Origin of the sequence: Akkermansia sp. AE01SA01, assembly GCF_036417395.1 — a bacterium.
Classification (GTDB): Bacteria; Verrucomicrobiota; Verrucomicrobiia; order Verrucomicrobiales; family Akkermansiaceae; genus Akkermansia.
Window position 1 is genome coordinate 2,233,627 of record NZ_CP143890.1, and the last position, 22,231, is coordinate 2,255,857.

A 22,231-nucleotide genomic window follows, 5' to 3' on the forward strand; every position below is an offset into this window, starting at 1 on the left:
GTCACATTTGCGAGGACGCCTGCACATAGGCCTCCATGTCCGGAAGCCAGGGAAGAATCAGGAAGTACATGATCTGCAAACACAGAATGATCAGGGCCAGGGTCATGGCCACCTTGCGGAAGGAGAGGGGCTCGTTCAATACGTCCGTCGTTCCCAGTCTTCTGTCCCACGGCGTGAAGCCGAAACGGCGTACCCACCACCAGGAAAAAAACAGGGCCAGCATCGTCAGAGTGGGGGCGAAACACCCCAGGCCCAGCACCATCACGAACAGAGAGCGCCTGAACGCAGTGGAGAAAGACAGCCTGTTTCCCAAATAGTCGCGCACGGAAACGCCGAGCATGGATTTGCCGGGCGTCGTACCCAGCGTGCTCAGGAAAAGAGCCTCAATAAGCGTCATCGGCAGGCAGATGTAAAGAAGAGCTTCATACGTGCCCGGCAGCAGTCCGGGCTGGAATCCTATACCGAACAGCCTGAGCAGGGCCAGATACAGCGTCATGTGCATCATCACGTCAGCCATCCTTCCCAGAAAACGGACGTAAGGGTAAGGAACGACCAGAACCACTTCATTTTCCGCCTCCGGAGATTTTTCCCCAGCCTCCGCCATGGAACGTTCACCACCGGATTCCTCCGGTCCAGTGAGCACGCTATCCTCTCCGGGGGCGGTTTCCTTCATGGTTCGGCGTTTCTCTTCATCTTTCCGGTCAAACATTTCCTTCATCACAGGCAGTTCACGTATTTGCACCCATTCGTCACACCCGGCATGCCAGGCGCGGGCGGTTTCCGGGATCAGGCCCGCCTCCAGCATGGAAATGACTTCCACTTCCGGCAAAGGCCCCTTTTTTTCATGATCCTGAATCCAGTAAATATCCATGAGTCGCTTCCGTTTACATGCTGCGGAGGGAACGGGCCGGATCCTGGCGCGCCGTGATGAGAGCGGGAATGATGGAAGCCACGACGACCATCACAAAGGCCTTCACCGCCTGCCATGCCAGTTCCCCCCAATCAACCACCACCGGGATATTCGCCGTGCCGTGGAAGGCCACGGGGAACGGATCAAAGCCTATTCCCGCCAGAAAACCCTGGATCTGCATGCGGTATTCCAGCACGAGCAGCCCCAGTCCAACGCCCAGAAGGGCCCCTGCAAAACCGATGATCACCCCCTGCCACAGAAACACGCGCACCACCTGGAACGGCGTGGCGCCCAAAGCCTTCATGACGGCGATCTCCCGTTTGCGCTGAATGGAAACGGTAAACATCACCGCCATGATGCAGAACGCGGATATCAGGGAAATAAACGACAGGACAAAACTCATCATCATGCGTTCCTTCTGCATCAGTTCAAACCATGAATTGAACCGGTCGTGCCAGGTTTCCAGAACCCAGGAAGAAGCAGGCTTCTCCTTTTCCAGAGCCTGCATCACGGGCGCCAGCATGGTCTCCACATGGTAGGGATCATCCACGCGCAGGGCCACGGCCTGCACCACATCATCCTCATACCCCAGCAATTCCTGGCCGATGACCAGGGGAATGAACAGGTCCGGGCTGGGCGTGTGCTGGGAGGCGCGGTAAATGCCGATGACTTCCAAATCCTTGGGCATGACCAGCTCCTTGATTTTACGGAAGCATTCCATGTCCGCCTCATTGCGCCGTTCGGCGGTGAATCCGGCCAAAACAGCTTCCCATTCCTTGCCCGTACCTTCCGGAAAAGCTGCCTTGCCTCCCTCCAGGGCCTCCCCTTCATTGAGCAGGCCGATCATGTCCAGCAGGCCGGAGCGTTCCGTATCCCTGCGGGGGACGGCCAACAGGCTGTTCAGAGTGGCGAACGCCTGGTCCACGGACGCCTGGGACACCTCTTCACGCCCCTGCTCCGCTTTCAGAGATTTTCCCCATTTCTTCAGCTCATCCAGCTCCGCGGCGTTTTTTTCCGCCAGCAGAGGTAGTTCCGTCTGCTGATAGGCGTGTGAAATTTCCTGAAAATTCCGGGTGGTGTACACGCGCACGGTATCGCCCACATTCAGGCCCATGTTCTCCGCCACGATGGAAGAAATGACTGCCTTTTCCCCCATGTCCAGATCGGCATTTCCGGAAACGATCAAATGCTTCAAATCCTCAAGCTGTGCCGCATTTTCCGTATCAATGGCGCGGAAAAAGCAGGGCCTCTGCTTCCCCTGTACGTCCACCAGCGCATAATCCTCAATCAGGGCATACGTGGACTGGACGCCGGGAACGTGCCTGAGCCTGCCGCTCAGCTCCACCCAGTCCGGAATCACTTCACGGACACCGAAATCATTCCTGTAACATACCTGCACATGGGGGGAATGCGCGAACAGGTTGCCCTGAATTTCCTTCTGAAGACCTCCCATGACGGACAACACGACAATGAGCACCATCACCCCCAGAGAGACGCCCAGCAGGCAGATCAGGGTGATGATGGAAAAGAACGTGCGCAGCGGATTCAAATACCGCAGCGCCAGACTCAGACTGATGTACCGGCTCAATAGGTTCTTCATGAATAACGCGGCACACCTTGCCTGATGCACGCGGCCTTTCCAAGCTTAAAACATGTCCCGGCCCGGACGTTCACTTCTTAACGCCTCCGGCGGCTTTCCATTCCGTACACAGCCAGCGGGCTACGGAAGCGATCGTCCCCTCGCAGACGGCGGGAGAATCCTTGGAATTCATCACGAAAACAGTCACAGCCATTCTCCTGCCGCCGGGCAGTACAATGATCCCGGCGTCATTGATGGCGGAAACGGCGCCGTCCGGCAACGTTCCTCCCGTTCCGGTCTTGTGCGCCACCACGTATTCCTTCGGCAGCAGGCCCTTCAACCGCTCCGCCCCTGTAGCGCAGGAAGCCATCATATCCCACAAAAAAAGCTGTGTATCCTTTTTCAATATCTTCCCCTCGTCAAACATCCGGAACAGGGAGGTCATGGCGGTGGGACGGGCGGAATTGGAATACTGCCATTCATGATTCCGGTGTGTGTCCGCCTCCGTGTATTTGACGTTCATGTTCTCCACCCCCCATTCCTTCAAATCCTTTTGAACGTTTGCGGGGCCGCCTATCAGGGAAAACAGGATGTCACAGGCGTTATTGTCGCTTTCCTGCACGGAAAAACGCAACAATTCCTTCAGTGGAAACTCGCCGCCCTGCGGAAAGCGGTCCCTCAAAGGGCTCCATGTTTTTTCCGGCAACTGGTCCCTGGTCACTTTCACCTTCTGATCCAGGTCCAGAACTCCCTGGTCCACCCGTTTCAGCACAGACAGGGCCAGCGGGAATTTATAAACGCTCTGCATGGGGTAAAAAGCTTCGTCCCCCACAGAGACGGATTCGCCCGTGTCCAGCATGACGGCGGAAACGCCCACATGCGCTTTCAGCGGACGGACAATTTCCCGGATGGCGACGGAATCCCCTTCCGGGACCTCGGCGGAAAAGGAAACTGTTGCCATAAGCAGGGCACAGGAACACAAGACTCCGTTCCGTAAAAAAGAACCGGAAAAAACCATAGGCATGCATTGCATACTCAGACTACGGAAACTGCAACAGCAATCCATCAGACGACCAGCGTTTTTCCGTCATGCCGCAAGCCGGGCAGAATCCTTGCCACATCTCCCGCTTCCTGCTAAGAACGAAAACATGCCCCCGGTACTTTCTGAAACCCTCATCTGGTGCGTCACCCTGCTCCTGTTCGGCATGGGACTGATCGGCACACTTATTCCCATGCTGCCCGGCATCATCATCATTGCGGCCGGCTGCATCTGGCAGGGAGTCATGGGCAGCCAGACCCTGGCGTGGTGGGAGTGGACCGTGCTGGCGCTTCTGGTCGCGGGAGGACTCGTCATTGACAAGCTTTCCGGCGGCATGGGAGCCAAAAAATTCGGCAGTACCTCGGCAGGAATCTGGGGCGCCTTCATCGGAGCCATTGTGGGCGCCATCCTGTTCACCCCCATTGTCGGCCTTCTGGTCATGCCGTTCCTGGGGGCACTCCTGGCCGAACTTATTTTCGCCCGCAAGGACATTGCCGCCGCATTCAAGGCCGGGTCAGGCGCCGCCCTGGGGATGCTTACGGGGCTTCTGCTTGAATTCACCTGCGGCCTGCTGATTATCGCCTGGTTCTGCTCCTGCTATTTCCTGTTCTGAACCAGGTAGGCCACTCCCATCCCTGTCATTAAAAGTTAAAACTTTAATGTAATCAGGAGAAGGATTTTTTAAATGGAATAAATTCCTGTTCCGGCAATCGGCTATAATTAAGGCGTTGATTCTAGCGCAATTTTCATTTTTATTCTGGTATTTCTAAGAAATTTATGGGACCTACATACTTGACTAACCAAACTATTTTATAATATTTTCATTATATCCTAATTATTTGAAGGTGAACAATATAGAAAAAAGGAAGATCAACTTACGATCTTCCTTTTTTCTATCAAACCCTCCGTCTCTTTAGGAGAATACAAACAATTCCTAATAGACTCATGGTAGAAGTCGATGGTTCGGGAACAACGCCATATCCTATTAATTTGAACCATCCCTTTCCCGATTCCCCTTCTTCATAAGTTAATTTATATGATCCGTCAGAGTTGAACATATCAATATCTGAAAGATCATAATTCGTCAAATCGCCCGAAAATAGTTGGAATTCATCACCGGAAGAGATCATACTCAAAATTTTCGTCTCATCAAGATCAAGCCTTATTTGACTACTCTTATCCATGAAAACAGAACCAGCGGATATATAGTAGAACTTATCTCCATTCCCGCAGTTAAATGTTAAAAATGAATTCTCATTTAGTGATAGAGAAAACAAAGTAGAATTTTTAGTTATGTTCCAACTTGATTTTGTTAAATTTATATTAATTGAACCATCATTTTCTTGAGAAGTATAACCATCGAAAGAAGTACCATTCTGAATATTAACAGTTAAGTCAGATGAAGCGGATATTCTCTGATTTTTAGATTTAGACAAATCCACGTTACTAAGACTAACATTTAGATTTCTTCCACCTGAAATCAGTGTGTTGTTATTAACTGAAGAAATAGATGAATTTGTAAGAGATATAGTACTACTATCTCCAACCAAGACCCCACTGGTACTGGATTTTTTATTTTCAATATATGTGTTATAAAGAGTTACTTTTGAATCTCCGCTTGCGGATATAGAAGCCCTATTATCTCCTGTTGTCGATATTCTAATAATTCCATTACCTTTATTTGATATTGTAGCGTTTCTACTCGCGTGGATCGCCGTATCTGAGGCATTATAAATTTCTACATTATCAAGGAAAAGGTTTGAATTATTCCAGAGGCGAATACCTGTTCCCTCATCTGCGTAATTATAAATTTTCGTATTGTAGATAGTAGATGTTTCGGTCATGTCACTCAGTTCGATCACTGAACTGTAACTACCCCACACGCCTCCCTTTGATACGGTAACTGAGGACCAACCATAATTCGCTCCTAAATTGAGAAATTTTCCTCCTTTTGAGTAAATCGCCGCATCCCCAAAAGAATTAGATCTACAAACTGTAGAAATTACAATATTAGTTCCGGTATAGGAAGATCCTGAAGAAATCAATAAAGCGCATGAAGCATTTGAGAGGTTATGATGTTTTTCGTTATCTTCTATAATATCTCCATCAATCGTGACGTAGGCAGTTTTTTGTGCCGCCAAACAATAGGGTATGGTGTATGAAACCAATAGGCTTAGGGAAATGAATAGGGCCTTTACTGATGATAATGTCTTCATAGTTCTTATCTCGTTTTTGTCCCCATTTTAGGAACATGAAGACCTATTACCGAATATCGAATGACTTGTAAATACTTTTGTACCTAAATTTGGTACAATCTTATTCTCTGTTATTGTTCCAAAATGAGGAACAGAAATAGTATTGAAGAGAAAAATCTTCGTAAAATATTAAAAGAAAAACGTTTAGAGTTGAATATGACTCAACGGGACTTGGGGGAACTTTTGAATACGCCTCACACCTTTGTCAACAAATATGAAGTAGGAGAACGGTACCTTACATTCACAGAAGTCATCAACATTTGTAAAAGTCTACAGATAGATGTTCATAGCCTTCTGGATGATGTGATGGAGAAGTCTTCCAAAGAATAGTATCAAGGAAAATAGAGTTCAATTTCTTCAACCTACCAATTCACAATACATCAACCTTCTACCAACCATTTTGGTAATCGTATCTCCTATACATTCCATCACTTCGACCTTGGAGGTATTATGCCTATAGGAAAACTCATGGATATACCTCTTCAAATGCTTAGGAGACATATAGTGGTAAACGCCATAATATCCTCTCTTCAATAGAGACCAGAAGCTTTCAATGGAATTAGTATGAACCTCTCCATTGACATACTGTTTCCCCTTATGGTTGACAAACTCATGGACAAATCCGACAAGTCCTTTATAGGATTTGAACTCGTCCGTAAACACATTGGAATTCCTCTCTACATGTCTTCCGATGAATCCTTGTAAATTGTAAGCGGACGTATCGTCGATATGTTTGACGATTACTTTTCCGTTCCTCTGTTTGGCTCCGATGACAATCAATTTACCTACTGAGCCTCTTCCCTGATTTAGCTTCTTGGAAAAGTGTTTGTTGGATTCCTTGTCTCCAATGAAGGTTTCATCTACTTCCACAATACCGTCCAACTTCTCCTTTTTATCCTTCATCCAAATTTCCCTAATCCTGTGACAAAGAAACCATGCACTCTTCTGAGTGATTCCAAGTTCTTTTGAAATCTGGATGGAGGAAATGCCTTTTCTGGAAGTCGCCAACAGGTACATGCACATCAACCATTTGTGAAGAGGCAATTTGGATTCCTCTAAAATTGTACCAAATCTGACGCTGAAGAACTTTCTACAATCCTTACAGCGATAAGGCATCGGTTTTTGATCCTTACATTCGGTGATATAATTGGAACCACAATGAGGACAACGGACATGACCATTCCATCTTTTTAACTCAAAATACTTCCGAGCGGATTCCTCATTAGGAAATTTGGAGAAGAACTCATATAAGGAAGTATATTTGGTTTTATTGTTTCCCATATCGTTGTTGTGATATGGAAATTTTGTCGTGTTTTGATTGGTTCGTACGCGTTTATTTTCATCGTATTGAGAATAATTTTGTATTACAATTTTCTTACCCATATTGGGCGAGTAGAAAATTGATCTCAGAATTTAATGATATAAAAATGAAAGACAATTAAGTTAAATGTAATTAACTTAAATGTCTTTAACATTAAAATTTTTCCCCAAAGAGGAGAAAAGTATGGTATACTAGAGGAAATCAGAAGAGAGAAACCAATTTAAAATATTTAAAATTATAAAGTTATGAAAAAATTATTAGAAAGATGTACGGGGAGATATCCTCCCCATATTAATATTATGAAAATACAAAATATTATTAACAAATCATGGCCGATATATACAATATTAGGTAATTTATCTATGTATAAAATTAACACAATATATGGAATGATGTATTGTGTGTATATCCCAACATATAAGACTATTTTTTCATCCTCAGAAAAAGGTCTTATAGATGAACTAAAGAAACGAAAGTTAATTTAGTTCCATAAAGGATAATGACCATGAAATCCAAATTACTGATTTGGATCGTCAAGAACGGAGGTAACTCATAATTACCTCCGTTCTTTTTTATTTAGAGGATTTCCTGAAAATGAAGAGGTGATCTGTTGGATGGTTAGTCAAGTATGTAGGTCCCAAATTTATCGGAAGGGATAAGGTCTTTTCTTGTGTATTACCTTCCATTTCAAAAATAAAATGAATCCTAACGTTTCAGGCGTCTTTCATTTGGGTGACAGAAAGTTCTACATTGTCCGCAAATCACTTAACAATACTGGTTTACAAGACAATGAACAATACCCAAATTACCTAGGAACCCCGCTATCCCTTCGTTCCCATGTTCGCCAACGGACTCCCGCAGGCCGACTTCTACGTCAACGGCATCACCGCCCCCGTTCTCATCTCACCACGTTCCGCTTCCGGCGACACCCGGCACGAATGGACCGGGTACCTCAAGATCATGAAACGCGGTACCTATTTCTTTTCCCTGTCCGCCGATTCCTCCATCTCCTTGTCCATTCCATTCAAGAATGTGGAACTGACCAGCGAAGCAAAGGACCTTTCCGTCAAGCCGGAGAGCGTCGTGCTGGAACAGGGGTATTACTGGTGCCGAATCGTCCATGAGCACCATGCCGCCCTGGGCTCCGGACAGGAGTTCTGCATTGCCGTTCTTTCCGACAAGGCGGAGGCGCCCGATATTAATTCCTACCTCGACCCTAATGTAACTCCTCCGGACAAGGAAGGAGAGGAAGTCATCACCCTGGTCAATCTTTATCGGGACGAGGAAGAAGAGACCACCTCCAGCAGCTCTTCGGAAGGGGGAGGGGATGATTTTGAGTTTGATCCCAAGTCAAGCAGTTCCAGTTCCAGTTCCAGTTCCAGTTCCAGCTCCAGCTCCAGCTCCAGCAGCAATTCCTCTTCCTCCTCCAGCGGACCGGAAGAAGAAGGCTGCCCATGCCCCTGTTCCTGCAAATGCGAGGAAGAAAGCGCTCAATCCGAGTGTGACAAGAATGGAGGACCCAACTCTGCCGGAGGCCACTCCTTCGGCGGCAACCCGGATGATGCCGACGACTGTGAAGGCATGCTGGAAGTCGGCGGGGAAAACTCCGGAGGCGGGGGTGAAGGAGGCGGCGCAGCTTCCTTCAGTTTCCGGGCCAATCCTCAATGCTCCATTGGACTGCGCTACAAGCATCCCCTCGAATGGACCTGCTCCTGGGACTCCGCTTCCCGCCAGGCAACTGTCAAGCGCCCAACCGGCAGCTCCATCTCTTTCCGCGCCGCCGCCGGAAGCGCCGACGCTCCCGTTTCCGGAGGCTCACGCAAACTCAACTACAGGGTCCGGCTGCTCAACCGGGACAAGTCTCCCTGCACTGACGGAAATCCCATTTATCTGGACATGGTCCAGAGCAATGGAAGTACCCTGCGCTTCTCGGCTTCCACCGGCAAGGTTGTCTCCCTGATTTCTTCTTCCGGGGTGGAAACCACGGCGGAAGCCTATGCTGCCAAACTCCAGGTCAACCGCCATCCCTCCACCGGCGCCATCCAAAGCATCTGGTCCCAGTCGCAGGGTCTTCTCCAGGCAGTGCCTGAAGGCAACAAACTCACCCTGGAGTGGTACTCCCCCTCCCAGGTGAACAAAACCGCCCGGAGCGTAACTGCTTCCGGGACTCCCTACAAGACGGTCAGCTATGAAAATACTGTCAAGGATGGAGAACCCGTGATGCTCATCACCGAGCAGAGGCAGGGCATGCCCGCCTTCCGCACGGAGCGGAAAGTGGAAGGCAACCATGTAACTATCACCCAGGGTGAAGGGGACGAGCGCATCGTACGGCGGATTGAGCGCAATTTCCTGCCCGGCGGCAAGTGGGAAATGATTGAGAGCTACCGCAAGATCAACGAGGAAACGCCCGTATCCTGCGTACGCACCGTCCAGAAGAGCACGGACGGAGGCTGGCTGACCATCAGCAGCACGGAGGGCTATAATACATCCTTGGCCCAAACGACGCTCTACACGTACAACGACCAGTTCCGCGTGTCATTGGAAATCAAGCCCAACGGGGGCTGCACGCGCTACGAGTACGACGACCAGGGCCGGGTGGTTCTGGAAGCAACACCGTGGGCAGGAGGAGGAGAAAAAGGAACACGTACCACCTATGCCGACCTGCGTTTCAATGATTTCAGGCCGGCAACGGAAAGGGAAATCATCATTGCCCAGGACGGAACGGAAACCGTTCTGAACCAAAGGAGCTACACTTATGAAGACAGCCACGAAGTCAACCGGACCACAGTTACAGAGACGGCTCTGGGCTCCGATGAGGTTCACACAAGCATCTCGGAGACTTATGGAGAAGCAGCACAATACCCTTATGCCCGGGGAAGACAGAAGATGAGCCAGGGCATAGACGGTGTTCAGACCATTTATACCTATGAAGCCACCACGGATCATGGTGCTACCCACAAGGTGACCTCAACTGTCCAGGCAAACGGGAGCATTGTTCCCGGCCAAAGTACCAGAACCGTGCAATACGTCGCTGAAAACGGCACCACCACCAGACAGGAGCAATACGTCCACACAGGTGAAAATTGGTCTTTAATTACTTTGGAAGATTATGAATACGATGTTGAACTTCGCCGTACCAAGACGACGAAGGGCAATGGACGCATCCGCACGACGGAATGGATGTGCTGCGGTCCCTTGAAAGAAACCGACGAAGATGGCATCACAACCAGCTACGCATACAACTCGGCCAAGCAACTAGTTGAAACTATTCGTTCCGCCACGGAAACCACGCCTGAAACCATCACCAGCTACATTTATGATGCCGCAGGAAGGATTATTTCCACACGAAAGGATGTCGGTGCCCTGACGACGGTTGAAAGCACGGAGTACGACGATTTGGGAAGGGTTATTTCCACAACCGATATCCTCGGACGTGTGACCAGGACCCAATACAGTGACAATCAACTCACCACCACCATTACCAATCCTTCAGGGGCTACTTTAATTACTCAAACTTATTATGACGGCTCCATTCTCCTTCAGGCCGGAACCGGCCAGCGGGAAATGGAAACCCAGCTTGAGTTGACACAGGAAGGCATCCTCACCACCACCCTGTCCCGGGGAGTCGTTCTTTCCCGAACTCTTCAAAATGGATTCGGTCAAACTATCCGACAGGAACAGCCCAATACTTTGGAAGGTTTCATTGTCACCCGAAATACCTACAACGACAAGGGACAGCTTGTCCGATCTCAATCAGAAGATATGGCACCTACAATGACTGTCTACAATGAACTCGGCAATGTCGTAAGGCAGACCATTCTTCTGGATGAATTGCATCCGCATGATCCCACTAAAAACAGGATATCAGGAAGCTCCTTGTGCTACCAGATACGGGAAGACGGTGTTTACGAAGTGCAAACTACTATCACTTACAATGCCCAAGGATTTCCCCTGACTCAGATAATAGAAAAAATAGTTTCTCAACTGAATTCCACTTTGGAAAGTAAAAAAATTACTACTGATATCTACGGACAACAGAGCATCCAATGGACAGAATACACCGCCCCTACCAAACGCACCCAATTCAGCCGCATTCCCACTTCCGATATAATAGCTAAATCTTTGGTAGTCGATGGGTTTACCATAAGACAAACCAATTATGCAGGAATCCACTCTTCACAGGAACGCTCCTATACCTCCACAGGAATGATGCTGAAGCAAACCGATGCCAGGGGCAATATCATGACAATAGAATCCGACTTAGCTGGGCGTGCTGTTCAGACAACAGATACAGCTGGCAACATGACCATTATTACCTACACTCCTTGCTGTGATGCGCCAGCCAGTATTACCAATGCTCTGGGAGACACTGCCCGCTATTCCTATGACATCCGCGGCAGAAAGATTGCTGAATATGGCACTGCCATACAGCCCTCCTGCTTCGCTTACGATGAAGCAGGACGCTTGACATCGTTAACCACCTTCAGGACGGATGAAGGCGATATTACTACCGATCCTTCCAGCCGCACCGACGGAGACACCACCAGGTGGCTCTACGATGCAGCCACGGGATTGGAACTCAAGAAAACCTATGCCAATGGTTCCTGTGTTTCCAAAACCTACGACAGGCTCAACCGCCTGGAAACACTCACCAAAGCCAGGGGCATTGTGACAACTTATCAGTACGCTCCGGCCACCGGGGAATTAGTCTCCGTCTCTCACAGCGACAACACCCAGCCATGGCTCTACTCCTACAATCACCTTGGTCAGGCGATATCTGTTTCTGATGCTTCGGGCACCAGAGAATTCTGCTATGATGCCTATGGAAGAACCCAACAGAATAATTCCTTTGGGACCGTGGAAAGCTGCATCCAGGAAGAGTATGACGCCTTTGGGCGTCCCTGCGGATACCGCCTGATGATCGGAACCCGCACCGTGCAATACTCCCATCTTGACTATGGCCATCAAGGTGCCATGATCGGGATGAATATGGAAGGCTTGGATACTCCCTTCACTTGGCAGTATGACCAGATCAGCGGCTTCCTCAATCAATTGTCCTATCCCAACGGCATGGTCCGCAGGAATACCTATCATCCCCAGCTCTATCTCCTGGCTTCCATCGGCTATGAGGTCCCCGGGAATGGCGGTAGGGTGGCTGGACATGTCTACCAGTACGACCACTTGATGCGTCCCGTTCAACGAAAGGATTCATGGGAGGCTGCCACTCCGGCGACCACCAGGGACTTCACCTACAACGGCAGAAGTGAATTGACAGGGGATCAGATACAGCAAAGAAACAACTTTGCCTATCAGTACGACAACATCGGCAACCGCAAGACTGCCCGTGAGCTGGAAAAAGAAATATCCTACGGAGCCAACGAGCTCAACCAGTACACAAACATAATTCAGGCGGATGTTTCCTTTGACCCTCTCTATGATGCGGACGGCAACCAGACAAGAATTAGAACCTCAACGGGCATCTGGAATGTTTGCTACGATGGCAATGACAGGCCTGTTTCCTTTACCAGCGAAGATGGTTATACTTTAGTAGTTTGCAATTACGATTATATGGGACGCCGCTTTGAAAAGAAAGTAATAGTCAACGGAACATATATCAGCCATACTTATTATTTGTACCGAAACTATCTGCAAATAGCGGAATTGGACGTGATGCAACCGGTCCCCATTCTGGTGAAAAGCTATTTATGGGAGCCAACGGAACTGGAAACTACGCACATCTTAATGATGACATTCCAGAAAGAGAACGTGACAGAAATTAAAGAACATCTATATTTTATGTATGATATTCTGAAAAATGTCACCTCTATTTTCGACGGATTGCAAACACGGAGAGCTCGCTATGAGTATACTCCCTTTGGTGCCCCTCTGACAATGGAAGGAGATATGGCCCAAAACAACAAATTCCGTTTTTCCTGTGAGTATGAGGATGATGAATTAGGACTTATTTATTACAATTATCGGCATCTCAACCCCTTAACCGGCAGATGGATTAATCGTGATTCCATTGCTGAACAAGGTGGATGGAATTTGTATACTTTATGTATGAATTCTCCGATTCTAAAATATGATATATTGGGAAAATCAGCTTCTGGATGGGGAGGAGGTATTAGCTTTGCATTATGGCTTGCTTGTGCTGCACATGCTTTTATAAAAGCATGGTTTCATAGTACTAAAGATGATAAATTTAAGCATTGCTATGCAACCTGCCTTATTTCTACGAATTGTGGGAAATAGACAGCAGTAGGAACAGGTACGGCAAAAGAAGTAGCAGATCTTCTCACTGCACAGGTTGAAAATTGGTGGGGAAGCATTTCCGATGCTCAGTTAGGAAGAGTCATAGCTGACTCTCTAAAAGATTTGGAAGCTGATCTAGCTTGCCTTAACGAAGGAAGTTCTAAAGATTGCGAATGTTGTTGTAATATAAAAATTAAACGTCTATTTCATAGTTAATATTATAAAATATGAGCTTAAAAATAAGTAACTTGTGTTTCATTTATATGATTTTCAACTCCGTTTTAATCTTTTTTCCTATAATTGAAACACAGCCAGAATCATATTATCACGAAGATATTAATTTATCTCTCATCTATATTATTCCACTAATATTTGGATTTTTTATTATTTTCATAGAAAATTTAATATTCAAAAATATTGTAAAACGGAAAAACATCATTAAAAAAACGATTATTTTTATAATTTCCTTTATATTAGTTATTACACTCGTCAACTTATTACAATATGACGATAATATGTATTATTGGTTAATGGCTCCTACTGGTCAAATAATAATGTATTCCCATATTTTTATGAGAATAAATTTTAACTAAAAAATAATGGATATCATCATATAAAAATTCATCTTTAGTTATTTATTTTTCTCTTCAACAAGCAAAATAAAATTCCTACCAAAATAATAATTTAAAAAATCGGAATTATGTAGAATAATCTTGTTGGAATGTTGCATTGGTGCTAACGCTGATATTCGGTAATAAATTGGCAGGAGAGGCAGCCAAAACGACTGATACAAGACTAAAGTAAATAGTTCCTTTAAAAAATTATCCCGTCCATACTTTTTTTGAATTTGGTTCAAGAGTACTTTAGCGGAGTTTTCCGAAGGTTCGTTAAAATGAGTTGGTAGAGATTTTCATGTCGATGATTAAATCTGTATTCAGATTCTTTGAGATGAAGAGAAAATAAAGATACTCTGAGCCCTCTAAACTTGCTCATCCTTGTCTTTGACACGCCCCAAAAACCTTCAATACCATTCACATGGATTTGATTCCGAGCCCATTCGTTTTTGCCATGATCAATACTTTCATGCTTGAGGTATCCATATCGAGCAAGAGGCAAATAACTACGGAATCCATCGGTATAGATTGTCGAGTTCAAGGGAATCTTCTTCCGTATAATCTCAATTAGTGTCTGACTTTTTACGTTGGGCGCGATACATGTATAAACTCTTCCCGTGTATCTTTCATAGATGCCAAAAACAATGATTTTACCGGCTGCTCCCCGACCTCTTTTACCTCTAATGCGCCTGGCTCCAAAATAGCTCTCATCACATTCAAAGACTCCTTGCGAGAAAATGGCTTGCTCTTCACATAGCTCGGCAAGTCTTACTCTGATGGCATGAAGTATTTTATTGATTGTTTTGCGACTGATGCCTGTGAAAACTGATATTTTTGAGGCCTCAATATCAAGAGAAAACAAACGAATAAGTTCTCTAAACTTCTTCTCTGAAATATGGGAACGAAAAATATATCTATTGCGCACTCATAGAGAATAAATTACATCTCCATGCATGACGCTAAAGTACTCTTGAGCCAAAAATAATTGTCAAAACTAAGTCAGGCGATACATGTACCATAAAATTATATAGGAGAAAACTAACTATTGCCAGTTCCAAGGGTTATCAGGCTGAAATATATTTATTGTACGAAGGCATACTTATTGAGTGTGATGAAAATCATATTGAAACTAATGCATGCTTGAGCTATTTTTTGTGGCTTATCATCTTTGGAAGCAGAAGGCAAAGAGACAATTAGTGCATGTAAACGACGCAGATGTAAAACAGAGAATTTCTGATTACCCACGCCAGGCCTCATATCATTTTCATCCGGTGTTCCTGTTCTGACGGACGGAGAACCCGACAGGATAGGCCGATATTCTTTCTCTTTTCAAAAACAGACCTTTCCCTGATAAAAGATGCCTTTTTCAAGCGTATGTCTTTAAAGTCGAACTGGCAGCTTGCCTTCCCCTTGGAATCGGCAAAGAATAAACGCCACTAATATCCGTTACGGCTTTATGGATGCCCCTCTTCTGATACCTGTCGTCATAATGGGAGTTTTCATCTTCCTTGGAATCATTCTTTCCATGGAGAAATGCTCCTTTCTGATTGCCGGTTATAATCTGATGAGCCGAGAGAAAAAAGAACGGTACGATGAACGCGCCCTGTGCCGCTTCGCCGGCAAGTTGATGTTTTTCCTGGCTTTCTGCATGCTGCTCAGCATCATCAGCACCATTCTGGAAAGTCCCGTACTTCTTTCCATCGCCGTGTTTCTTTTTGTCGCCGCTATTACATTCGCCGTCATTTACGCCAGTACCGGGAACAGGTTCAGGAAATAACCTCCAGCCTCCGGACGGCGGAACATGTTCATTGACAGCAGACGCCCGCAGGGCTAGCATGGTTTCAATCGCTTCCGCCCTTATGAACCGGCCCCTTCTTCTCTCTCTGTGCCTTCTTCCAGTCCTGGCCGTCATGGCCCTCCTCCTGTCCCTCCCCTGTTGCACCCGGCTGTTCCAGCCCTGCGGCTCCGGCAATATTCCGAACACGGAACAAACGGAAGAGCGTTTGAGAACGCATGTGTTCCAACTGGCAGATACTATCGGGGAACGCAACGCCTACAAGGCAGGAACCATGGAACGTTCCGCCCAATACATTGAACAGGCCCTGGCCGGAATGGGTTATGCCGTCACGCGCCAGGCCGTGCGTATTCCCCGCTCCGGGGAATACGGAGCCGTGCGCGACAGAACCGTGTACAACATCATTGCCACGAAGAAAGGCAGCTCCCCCAACGCGAAAACACTCATCATCGGCGCGCATTACGATACCAAGGTGGGCATGGACAACTGGCACGACCACGGCCCCGCAAGACCTTCCCGCACGGGCACGCCCGGAGCCAATGACAACGCTTCCGGCGTAGCCGCCCTGCTGGAAGTGGCCCGGATTCTGGCGGTCTCCGACACTCTTCACGACGTCTGCCTGGCAGCTTATGCCAACGAGGAACCGCCCTTTTACCAAACCCCCGCCATGGGCAGCGTGGTACACGCCAAATCCATCGCCGCCCGGCCGGGAAAAGACAAGGTCATCGGCATGATCGCCCTGGAAACGCTTGGCTGCTATTCTCCGCGGGTGAACAAGAAGCGCAAGTCGGCCGTGGTCGCCGGACTGGCCGGACTGCCGGACCGTTGCGACTATGTGGCTTTCCTGTCCACCAATACGGGGAAAAACTTCGCTCGTTCCTGTGCCGACGAGTTTGCCGCCCTGAGCCGGTTCCCGGTGCGTTCCGCCTCCTTCCCCTATTACACGAATGGCGTTTCCTGGTCCGACGACTGGGGCTACATGAAGGAGGGCATTCCCTCCTTTGCCGTTACGGATACGGCCTTCCTCCGCTGCGACGACTACCATGAAACCAGCGACACGGCCGAGAAACTGGACTATCCCCAGTTTGCGGAAGTCGTTCAGGGACTTGCCGGACTCATCATTTCCATTGCCAGCAAACCATGAACATTCCATCCCTTTTTTGCGCCGTCTCGCTGATTTTTGTTCCCGCCTCGTCCGGTGCGGATTCCTTTTCCGCCACTCTCAAAAAATTGCCCGCGGAATCCGGGAAGTCCTCCTTTGTCTCCAACGGGATTCCTCTGGAACTCAAGGCGGCGGACATGCAGGAAAAATACATTGATCCCACCAGGGTCACGGACGTGGGGAAAGCGCAAATGCAGTTTTATTTTCCCGCCGGGTGGCGCTCCCGGGACAAACGCCCGGCCCTGTGCATCTTTCCGGGCGGAGGCTACGCCCTCATGGCCATTGACAAGGAAGGCGCGCACATCGCCCGATGGGCGGCGGAGCATGGCATGGTGGGTGTGGTCGTCAAGTACCGCGTTTCCCAGGAAAACAATGCCATAGGCAAATTTCCCGGCCCCCTGCTGGATGCCCGGCAGGCCCTGCGCCTGACGCGCAAGCATGCCGGGAAACTCGGCGTCGATCCCGGAAAAATCGGCGTCATGGGCTTTTCCGCAGGAGGCCATCTGGCCGCCATGGCCGCTACACTGTGGAACAAGACACTTCCGGAAGAAGCGGACAATCCCCTCAGATCCGTCTCCGCCCGTCCGGATTTTGCCATGCTGATTTATCCCGTTATCACGATGGCCCCAAAAGATACTCATCCGGGCACGCGCAACAAAATCATCGGCTCCAAGCCCGACCCGTCTTTGGAAGAATTGTGCTCCTCCGAACGGCAGGTTACGCCAAACACGCCGCCCGTCTTCCTCGTTCACGCCCAGGATGACGGCGTAGCCTCCGCCAACAGCAAATTCATGGAAAAGGCCTGCCGGGACAAAGCAGTTCCCGTGACATTGCGCCTTTATTCCAAGGGAGGGCACGGCTACGGCATGGAGAAGCGCGGCAATCCAACCGACCGGTGGCCGGAGGACGCCGAAAAATGGCTTTCCGAACGGAAAATCCTGCCAGCCGACGCCTCGAGCCGCGGAACGGATAATACCGCGGAGGTGGATTCTTCCGGAAAGCGGGAGGAATGAACGGCATAGGTCCGGGCTGTGCCGCACCGCGGGGTTGACCGGAAACGGACCGGGTGATACTTTTTCCGGGCATGAGTGCGCCCGAAAAAAATTATAAAGACACCATCCTGTTGCCGAAGACCGGCTTCCCGATGAGGGGAGACTTGACGAAAAACGAACCCGTACGCCTGAAAAAGTGGGAAGACACCGGGCTGTACGAACGAATTTTGTCCCGCAGGATAGAACAGGGCGCACCCCGTTTCCTCCTTCACGACGGCCCCCCCTTCGCCAATGGCGACGTGCACATGGGCACGGCCCTGAATAAAATTCTGAAGGATCTGGTCCTCAAGTCCAAAACCATGGCCGGCTATGCCGCCCCGTACATTCCCGGCTGGGATTGCCACGGCCTCCCCATCGAATTCAAGGTGGTGCAGAAGGCCCGCGACCTGGACGCCGCGGAAATCCGCCGCCGCTGCGTAGAATTTGCCAAGGGCTTCATCGACATTCAACGGACTTCCTTTCGCCGCCTGGGCGTTTTCGGCGACTGGGAGCACCCCTACCTGACGATGGACCCGGCCTATGAAGCCAACATCCTGCGTGTCTTCGCCAAACTGGTGGAAGACGGAGCCGTGTACCAGAGTCGCAAACCCGTGCAGTGGTCCTACGGCGCTTATACGGCCTTGGCGGAAGCGGAAATCGACTACAAGGAAAAGGTCAGTCCTTCCGTTTTCGTCCGCTTCCCGCTGCTGGACAATCCCCTGGGGCTGAAGGCTTCCATGGTCATCTGGACCACCACTCCGTGGACACTGCCCGCCAACGTAGGCATCGCCCTTCATCCGCGCTTCACGTATGTGGCCGGAAAATTCATGAAGGACGGCCAGACGGAAACCCTCATCATCGTGAAAGAGCTTCTGGATGCGTTCGCGCAGAAAACGGGCTGGGCCCTCGCGGAAACCATTCGTGAATTCCAGGGGGCGGAACTGGAAAACTGCGAAGCCCGGCATCCCTTCCTCTCCCGCACATCCAAAATCATTTTGGCGGATTTTGTCACGACGGACACCGGCACCGGCGCGGTCCACATCGCTCCCGGCCACGGTGCGGACGACTACAACGCGGGGCGCCAGTACGGGCTGCCCGTTCTTTCCCCTGTGGACGACGACGGCAAATACACGGAAGAAGTGGGTGTTCCCGCCCTGGTGGGGAAACACGTGTTTGACGCCAACAAGGACGTCATCGCCATGCTGGAAAAGGACAACAATCTCTTCGGCGTGGAGGAATACCGCCACCAATATCCGCACTGCTGGCGTTCTAAAACACCCATCATCTTCCGCGCGGTGGAACAATTCTTCATTTCCATGGACAAGCTGCGCCCGCAAGCTCTGGAACAGATTGACAAGGTGCAATGGCTGCCCGCCTGGGGCCGCAACCGCATTTACGGTACCGTGGAAGCCCGTCCGGACTGGTGCATCTCCCGCCAGCGCACGTGGGGCGTCCCGCTTCCCGTCTTTTTTGACGAAGACGGCAAAGCCATTCTGGACGCCGCGCTGGTGCGCAAAATCGCGGACATGGTGGAATCCCACGGCTCCAACATCTGGTTTGAACTTTCCGACGAAGCCCTGTGCGAACGCCTGGGCCTTCCCAAAAACTGGAAAAAGGGCAAGGACACACTGGACGTCTGGATTGATTCCGGCAGCTCCCACATGGCCGTCATGGATTCCCGCCCCGGCCTGGACGCCCCTGCGGACCTGTACCTGGAAGCCACGGACCAGCACCGCGGCTGGTTCCAGAGTTCCCTGATGCTTTCCGTCGCCTGGCGCGGCACGGCTCCGTACAAGGCTGTGATGACCCACGGATTCGTGGTGGACAAGGACACCGGGAAAAAGACTTCCAAGTCTGACGCCAAGAGTGGCAAGCCCATCGACGCCGCCTATTACTACGACAAGTACGGCGCGGACATCGTGCGCCTGTGGGCCGCCTCCGTAGACTGGCAAAATGAGGTCCCCTTCGGGGAAGACCTCTTCAAGCAGGTCACGGAACCTTACCGCCGCCTGCGCAACACCCTGCGCATCCTGCTGGGCAACATCAACGGGTTCGACTTTGCCGCTCAGGCCGTCTCTCCGGAACACATGCCCATCCTGGACCGCTGGATTCTGGAACGCCTCAACGCCGTTATCCGTGAAACGCTCAAGGCTTATGAGGCCTATGACTTCCGCAAGGCGTTCAGCGTCATTAACCAATTCTGCACGAGCGACCTGTCCGCGCTGTATGTGGACACCACGAAGGACCGCCTTTACTGCGACTCCGTCACTTCCGTGCGCCGCCGCGCCACGCTGACGGCCATGACCATCATCTTCAAGGCCCTGTGCCGCCTGCTGGCCCCCATCCTGGCCTTTACGGCGGACGAAGCCTGGGAATACGCCGGTTATGAAGGCAGCGTGCATGAACAGGACTTCCCCGTCCCCATGCCGGAATATGATACGCAGGAAGCCTCCTCCGTCGTCTCCCGCCTGCTGGAAATCAAATCCGTCATCCAGGTGGCGATCGAAGAGCAGGTAAAGGCCAAAACCTTCTCCAAAAATAATGAAGCGGACATCCGGCTCACCGTCCCCGCCAATGAAAGCGAGGACGTGGTGGCCCTGCTGGAAGACCGCGCCTTCTGCACGGAATTCTTCATCATTGCGGGCTTGAGTGTCCAGACCGGTCCGGAACTGGCCGCTACTGCCCTCAGGACGGAACACGCCATGTGCCCAAGATGCCGCCGGTATGAACCTGAAGAAGAGGGTACAGATGTCTGCGAACGCTGCTCGGAAGTACTTTCCTGAACCGTAAACAATCCTTCCCTGACTCATGGACAACCAGACGGAAACGGACTCCGCTCCCCGCACAAAGAAAAACCTCGGCTGGCTCTGGTGGAGCCTGCTGGGCGTGGGGCTGTACATTTTGGACCAGGTCAGCAAGCTGTGGATCATCCATCGCTTTCCGCTGAATTATGTGGACGAGCATGCCCACAAGTATGCTTATATACCCGATTTTCCGGGGTTTCAGCACGTTCATGCCGACGGCATCATCGATTTCTTCACCAACGGTCCCGTACCTGCTGAAGACATGGCACGATATACCGACCTGAATCAGAATTCAGTGGACGCACTGAACCGCCTCCGGGATCTGGAGCCCATCACCTTCCTTGATGGAACGGTAAACATCACCAGGGTGCACAATACGGGTGTGGCCTTCGGCCTGGGGAACGGAACGGCCTGGTCCAGCTACGTTTTCCTGGGCATTCCCGTGCTGGCAATCATCGCCCTCATCATACTATACCGGAAAAACTTTTTCCATACGGTATGGCTCAAGCTTGCGTACGTGCTTCTGCTGGCAGGTGTGGCCGGCAATCTGACGGACCGCCTCCTGCAGGGGTTCCTGCTTCCCTACGAACAGCCGCACGGCTTCTTCACCAAGCTGCTGAACGGCTATGTGGTGGACTTCATCGACGTCACCCTTCCCGTAATCAACTACCGCTGGCCAGCCTTCAACGTGGCGGATTCCTGCATCTTCGTGGCGGCGATCATCTTCTTCATCGCCAGCATCTTCTCTTCCCGCAGCAAAGAGGCAACCCCATCCTGAAACGATCATGACCTTGCGGACTTTCATCCTGTCAGGCCTGCTGTTGTGCGGAAGCGCCGCTTCCGGCAAGGATGAGCTGTCCTTCAAGGAAATGGTCGTCCCCGTCAAGGTGGCCCCGGCCCAGGACAGCATCACGGCGGCGTTCCCCTTCACCAATACTTCCGGCGTTCCCGTCACCATCAGCAAAATCAACGTCTCCTGTGACTGCACCACCGCCGGGGTCACGGACAACAAGCTGACTTACGCTCCGGGGGAATCCGGAACCGTGACAGCCGTGATGAAAACCGGCAATTTTTCCGGTACGGTGGACAAAGACATGACCGTACACGCCAACGGCTCCACCTACAAGCTGATCATCCGGGCACAGATTCCGGATATCATCCGCATGGAGCCCCGCAAGCTGGAATGGACGAAGGGGGCCCCTTCCACCCCCAAGACCATCCACATCACCATCTCCAAGGAACTGCCCGTCAACCTGACAACGGTTGACCTGACGGGGGACGCTTTTGACTACGAGCCCGTCACCGTTCAAAAAGGGAAGGAATACAAAATCATCGTCACTCCCAAATCTACGGACAAGCCGGCTTTCAATACCATCTGGGTGCGGACGGACTCCACTGTTCCGCGCTACAAGCGGCAAATGGGATTCCTGACCATCAAGGAAGACTGATTCCCATCATACCCCGCC

General features: G+C 50.2%; 15 protein-coding genes. 9 read left to right on the forward strand and 6 right to left on the reverse strand.

Annotated elements, in window-relative coordinates; translation table 11 throughout:
• Position 1: 1 nt before the first annotated feature.
• The 3 genes from V3C19_RS08995 to bla form a co-directional block, all read right to left on the reverse strand.
• Positions 2 to 871, reverse strand: coding sequence for an RDD family protein (locus V3C19_RS08995; RefSeq protein ID WP_130084913.1), 870 nt, complete (start codon positions 869 to 871; stop codon positions 2 to 4).
• 13 nt (positions 872 to 884) lie between these two features.
• Positions 885 to 2,510: an FtsX-like permease family protein gene (locus V3C19_RS09000; RefSeq protein WP_130084912.1), complete on the reverse strand. Its 1,626-nt coding sequence runs from the start codon at positions 2,508 to 2,510 to the stop codon at positions 885 to 887.
• Positions 2,511 to 2,580: 70 nt separating this feature from the next.
• Positions 2,581 to 3,450: a class A beta-lactamase gene (gene bla, locus V3C19_RS09005; RefSeq protein ID WP_161981441.1), complete on the reverse strand. Its 870-nt coding sequence runs from the start codon at positions 3,448 to 3,450 to the stop codon at positions 2,581 to 2,583.
• Between the two features lie 187 nt (positions 3,451 to 3,637).
• On the opposite strand from bla, the gene V3C19_RS09010 reads away from it, so the two are divergent.
• On the forward strand, positions 3,638 to 4,141 hold the full coding sequence (locus V3C19_RS09010; RefSeq protein ID WP_295932821.1) for a DUF456 domain-containing protein: 504 nt from the start codon (positions 3,638 to 3,640) through the stop codon (positions 4,139 to 4,141).
• Between the two features lie 283 nt (positions 4,142 to 4,424).
• On the opposite strand, the gene V3C19_RS09015 is transcribed toward V3C19_RS09010, so the two are convergent.
• Positions 4,425 to 5,744 (reverse strand): PEP-CTERM sorting domain-containing protein, encoded by a 1,320-nt coding sequence (locus V3C19_RS09015; RefSeq protein WP_295932817.1) that lies wholly within the window; start codon positions 5,742 to 5,744, stop codon positions 4,425 to 4,427.
• A 195-nt stretch (positions 5,745 to 5,939) separates the two neighbouring features.
• Between V3C19_RS09015 and V3C19_RS12855 the strand changes: the two genes are divergently transcribed.
• Positions 5,940 to 6,113: a helix-turn-helix transcriptional regulator gene (locus tag V3C19_RS12855; RefSeq protein ID WP_345786452.1), complete on the forward strand. Its 174-nt coding sequence runs from the start codon at positions 5,940 to 5,942 to the stop codon at positions 6,111 to 6,113.
• Positions 6,114 to 6,140: 27 nt separating this feature from the next.
• On the opposite strand, the gene V3C19_RS09020 is transcribed toward V3C19_RS12855, so the two are convergent.
• Positions 6,141 to 7,064 (reverse strand): IS1595 family transposase, encoded by a 924-nt coding sequence (locus V3C19_RS09020; protein WP_295932837.1) that lies wholly within the window; start codon positions 7,062 to 7,064, stop codon positions 6,141 to 6,143.
• A gap of 877 nt (positions 7,065 to 7,941) precedes the next feature.
• Between V3C19_RS09020 and V3C19_RS09025 the strand changes: the two genes are divergently transcribed.
• On the forward strand, positions 7,942 to 13,359 hold the full coding sequence (locus V3C19_RS09025; RefSeq protein ID WP_330937078.1) for an RHS repeat-associated core domain-containing protein: 5,418 nt from the start codon (positions 7,942 to 7,944) through the stop codon (positions 13,357 to 13,359).
• An 852-nt stretch (positions 13,360 to 14,211) separates the two neighbouring features.
• On the opposite strand, the gene V3C19_RS09030 is transcribed toward V3C19_RS09025, so the two are convergent.
• On the reverse strand, positions 14,212 to 14,898 hold the full coding sequence (locus V3C19_RS09030) for an IS1595 family transposase (RefSeq protein ID WP_303192047.1): 687 nt from the start codon (positions 14,896 to 14,898) through the stop codon (positions 14,212 to 14,214).
• Between the two features lie 600 nt (positions 14,899 to 15,498).
• On the opposite strand from V3C19_RS09030, the gene V3C19_RS09035 reads away from it, so the two are divergent.
• From V3C19_RS09035 to V3C19_RS09060, 6 genes are all read left to right on the forward strand, one after another.
• Positions 15,499 to 15,750, forward strand: coding sequence for a DUF3784 domain-containing protein (locus V3C19_RS09035; RefSeq protein WP_238623867.1), 252 nt, complete (start codon positions 15,499 to 15,501; stop codon positions 15,748 to 15,750).
• Between the two features lie 82 nt (positions 15,751 to 15,832).
• Positions 15,833 to 16,912 carry a M28 family peptidase gene (locus V3C19_RS09040; RefSeq protein WP_161981426.1) on the forward strand — a complete coding sequence of 360 codons (1,080 nt, stop codon included), beginning with the start codon at positions 15,833 to 15,835 and terminating at the stop codon, positions 16,910 to 16,912.
• The gene (locus V3C19_RS09045; protein ID WP_130084703.1) at positions 16,909 to 17,943 is read left to right on the forward strand and encodes an alpha/beta hydrolase; all 1,035 of its coding nucleotides are present in this window, start codon (positions 16,909 to 16,911) and stop codon (positions 17,941 to 17,943) included. Before V3C19_RS09040 ends, V3C19_RS09045 begins: the two co-directional genes overlap by 4 nt.
• A gap of 71 nt (positions 17,944 to 18,014) precedes the next feature.
• Entirely contained in the window at positions 18,015 to 20,744 is a 2,730-nt protein-coding gene (gene ileS / locus V3C19_RS09050) for an isoleucine--tRNA ligase (RefSeq protein ID WP_130084704.1), read from the forward strand.
• Positions 20,745 to 20,769: 25 nt separating this feature from the next.
• Positions 20,770 to 21,543, forward strand: coding sequence for a signal peptidase II (locus V3C19_RS09055; protein WP_130084705.1), 774 nt, complete (start codon positions 20,770 to 20,772; stop codon positions 21,541 to 21,543).
• Positions 21,544 to 21,550: 7 nt separating this feature from the next.
• A complete protein-coding gene (locus V3C19_RS09060) occupies positions 21,551 to 22,213 on the forward strand; it encodes a DUF1573 domain-containing protein (RefSeq protein WP_130084706.1) in 663 nt (220 codons plus the stop codon).
• The last annotated feature ends 18 nt before the right edge of the window (positions 22,214 to 22,231 follow it).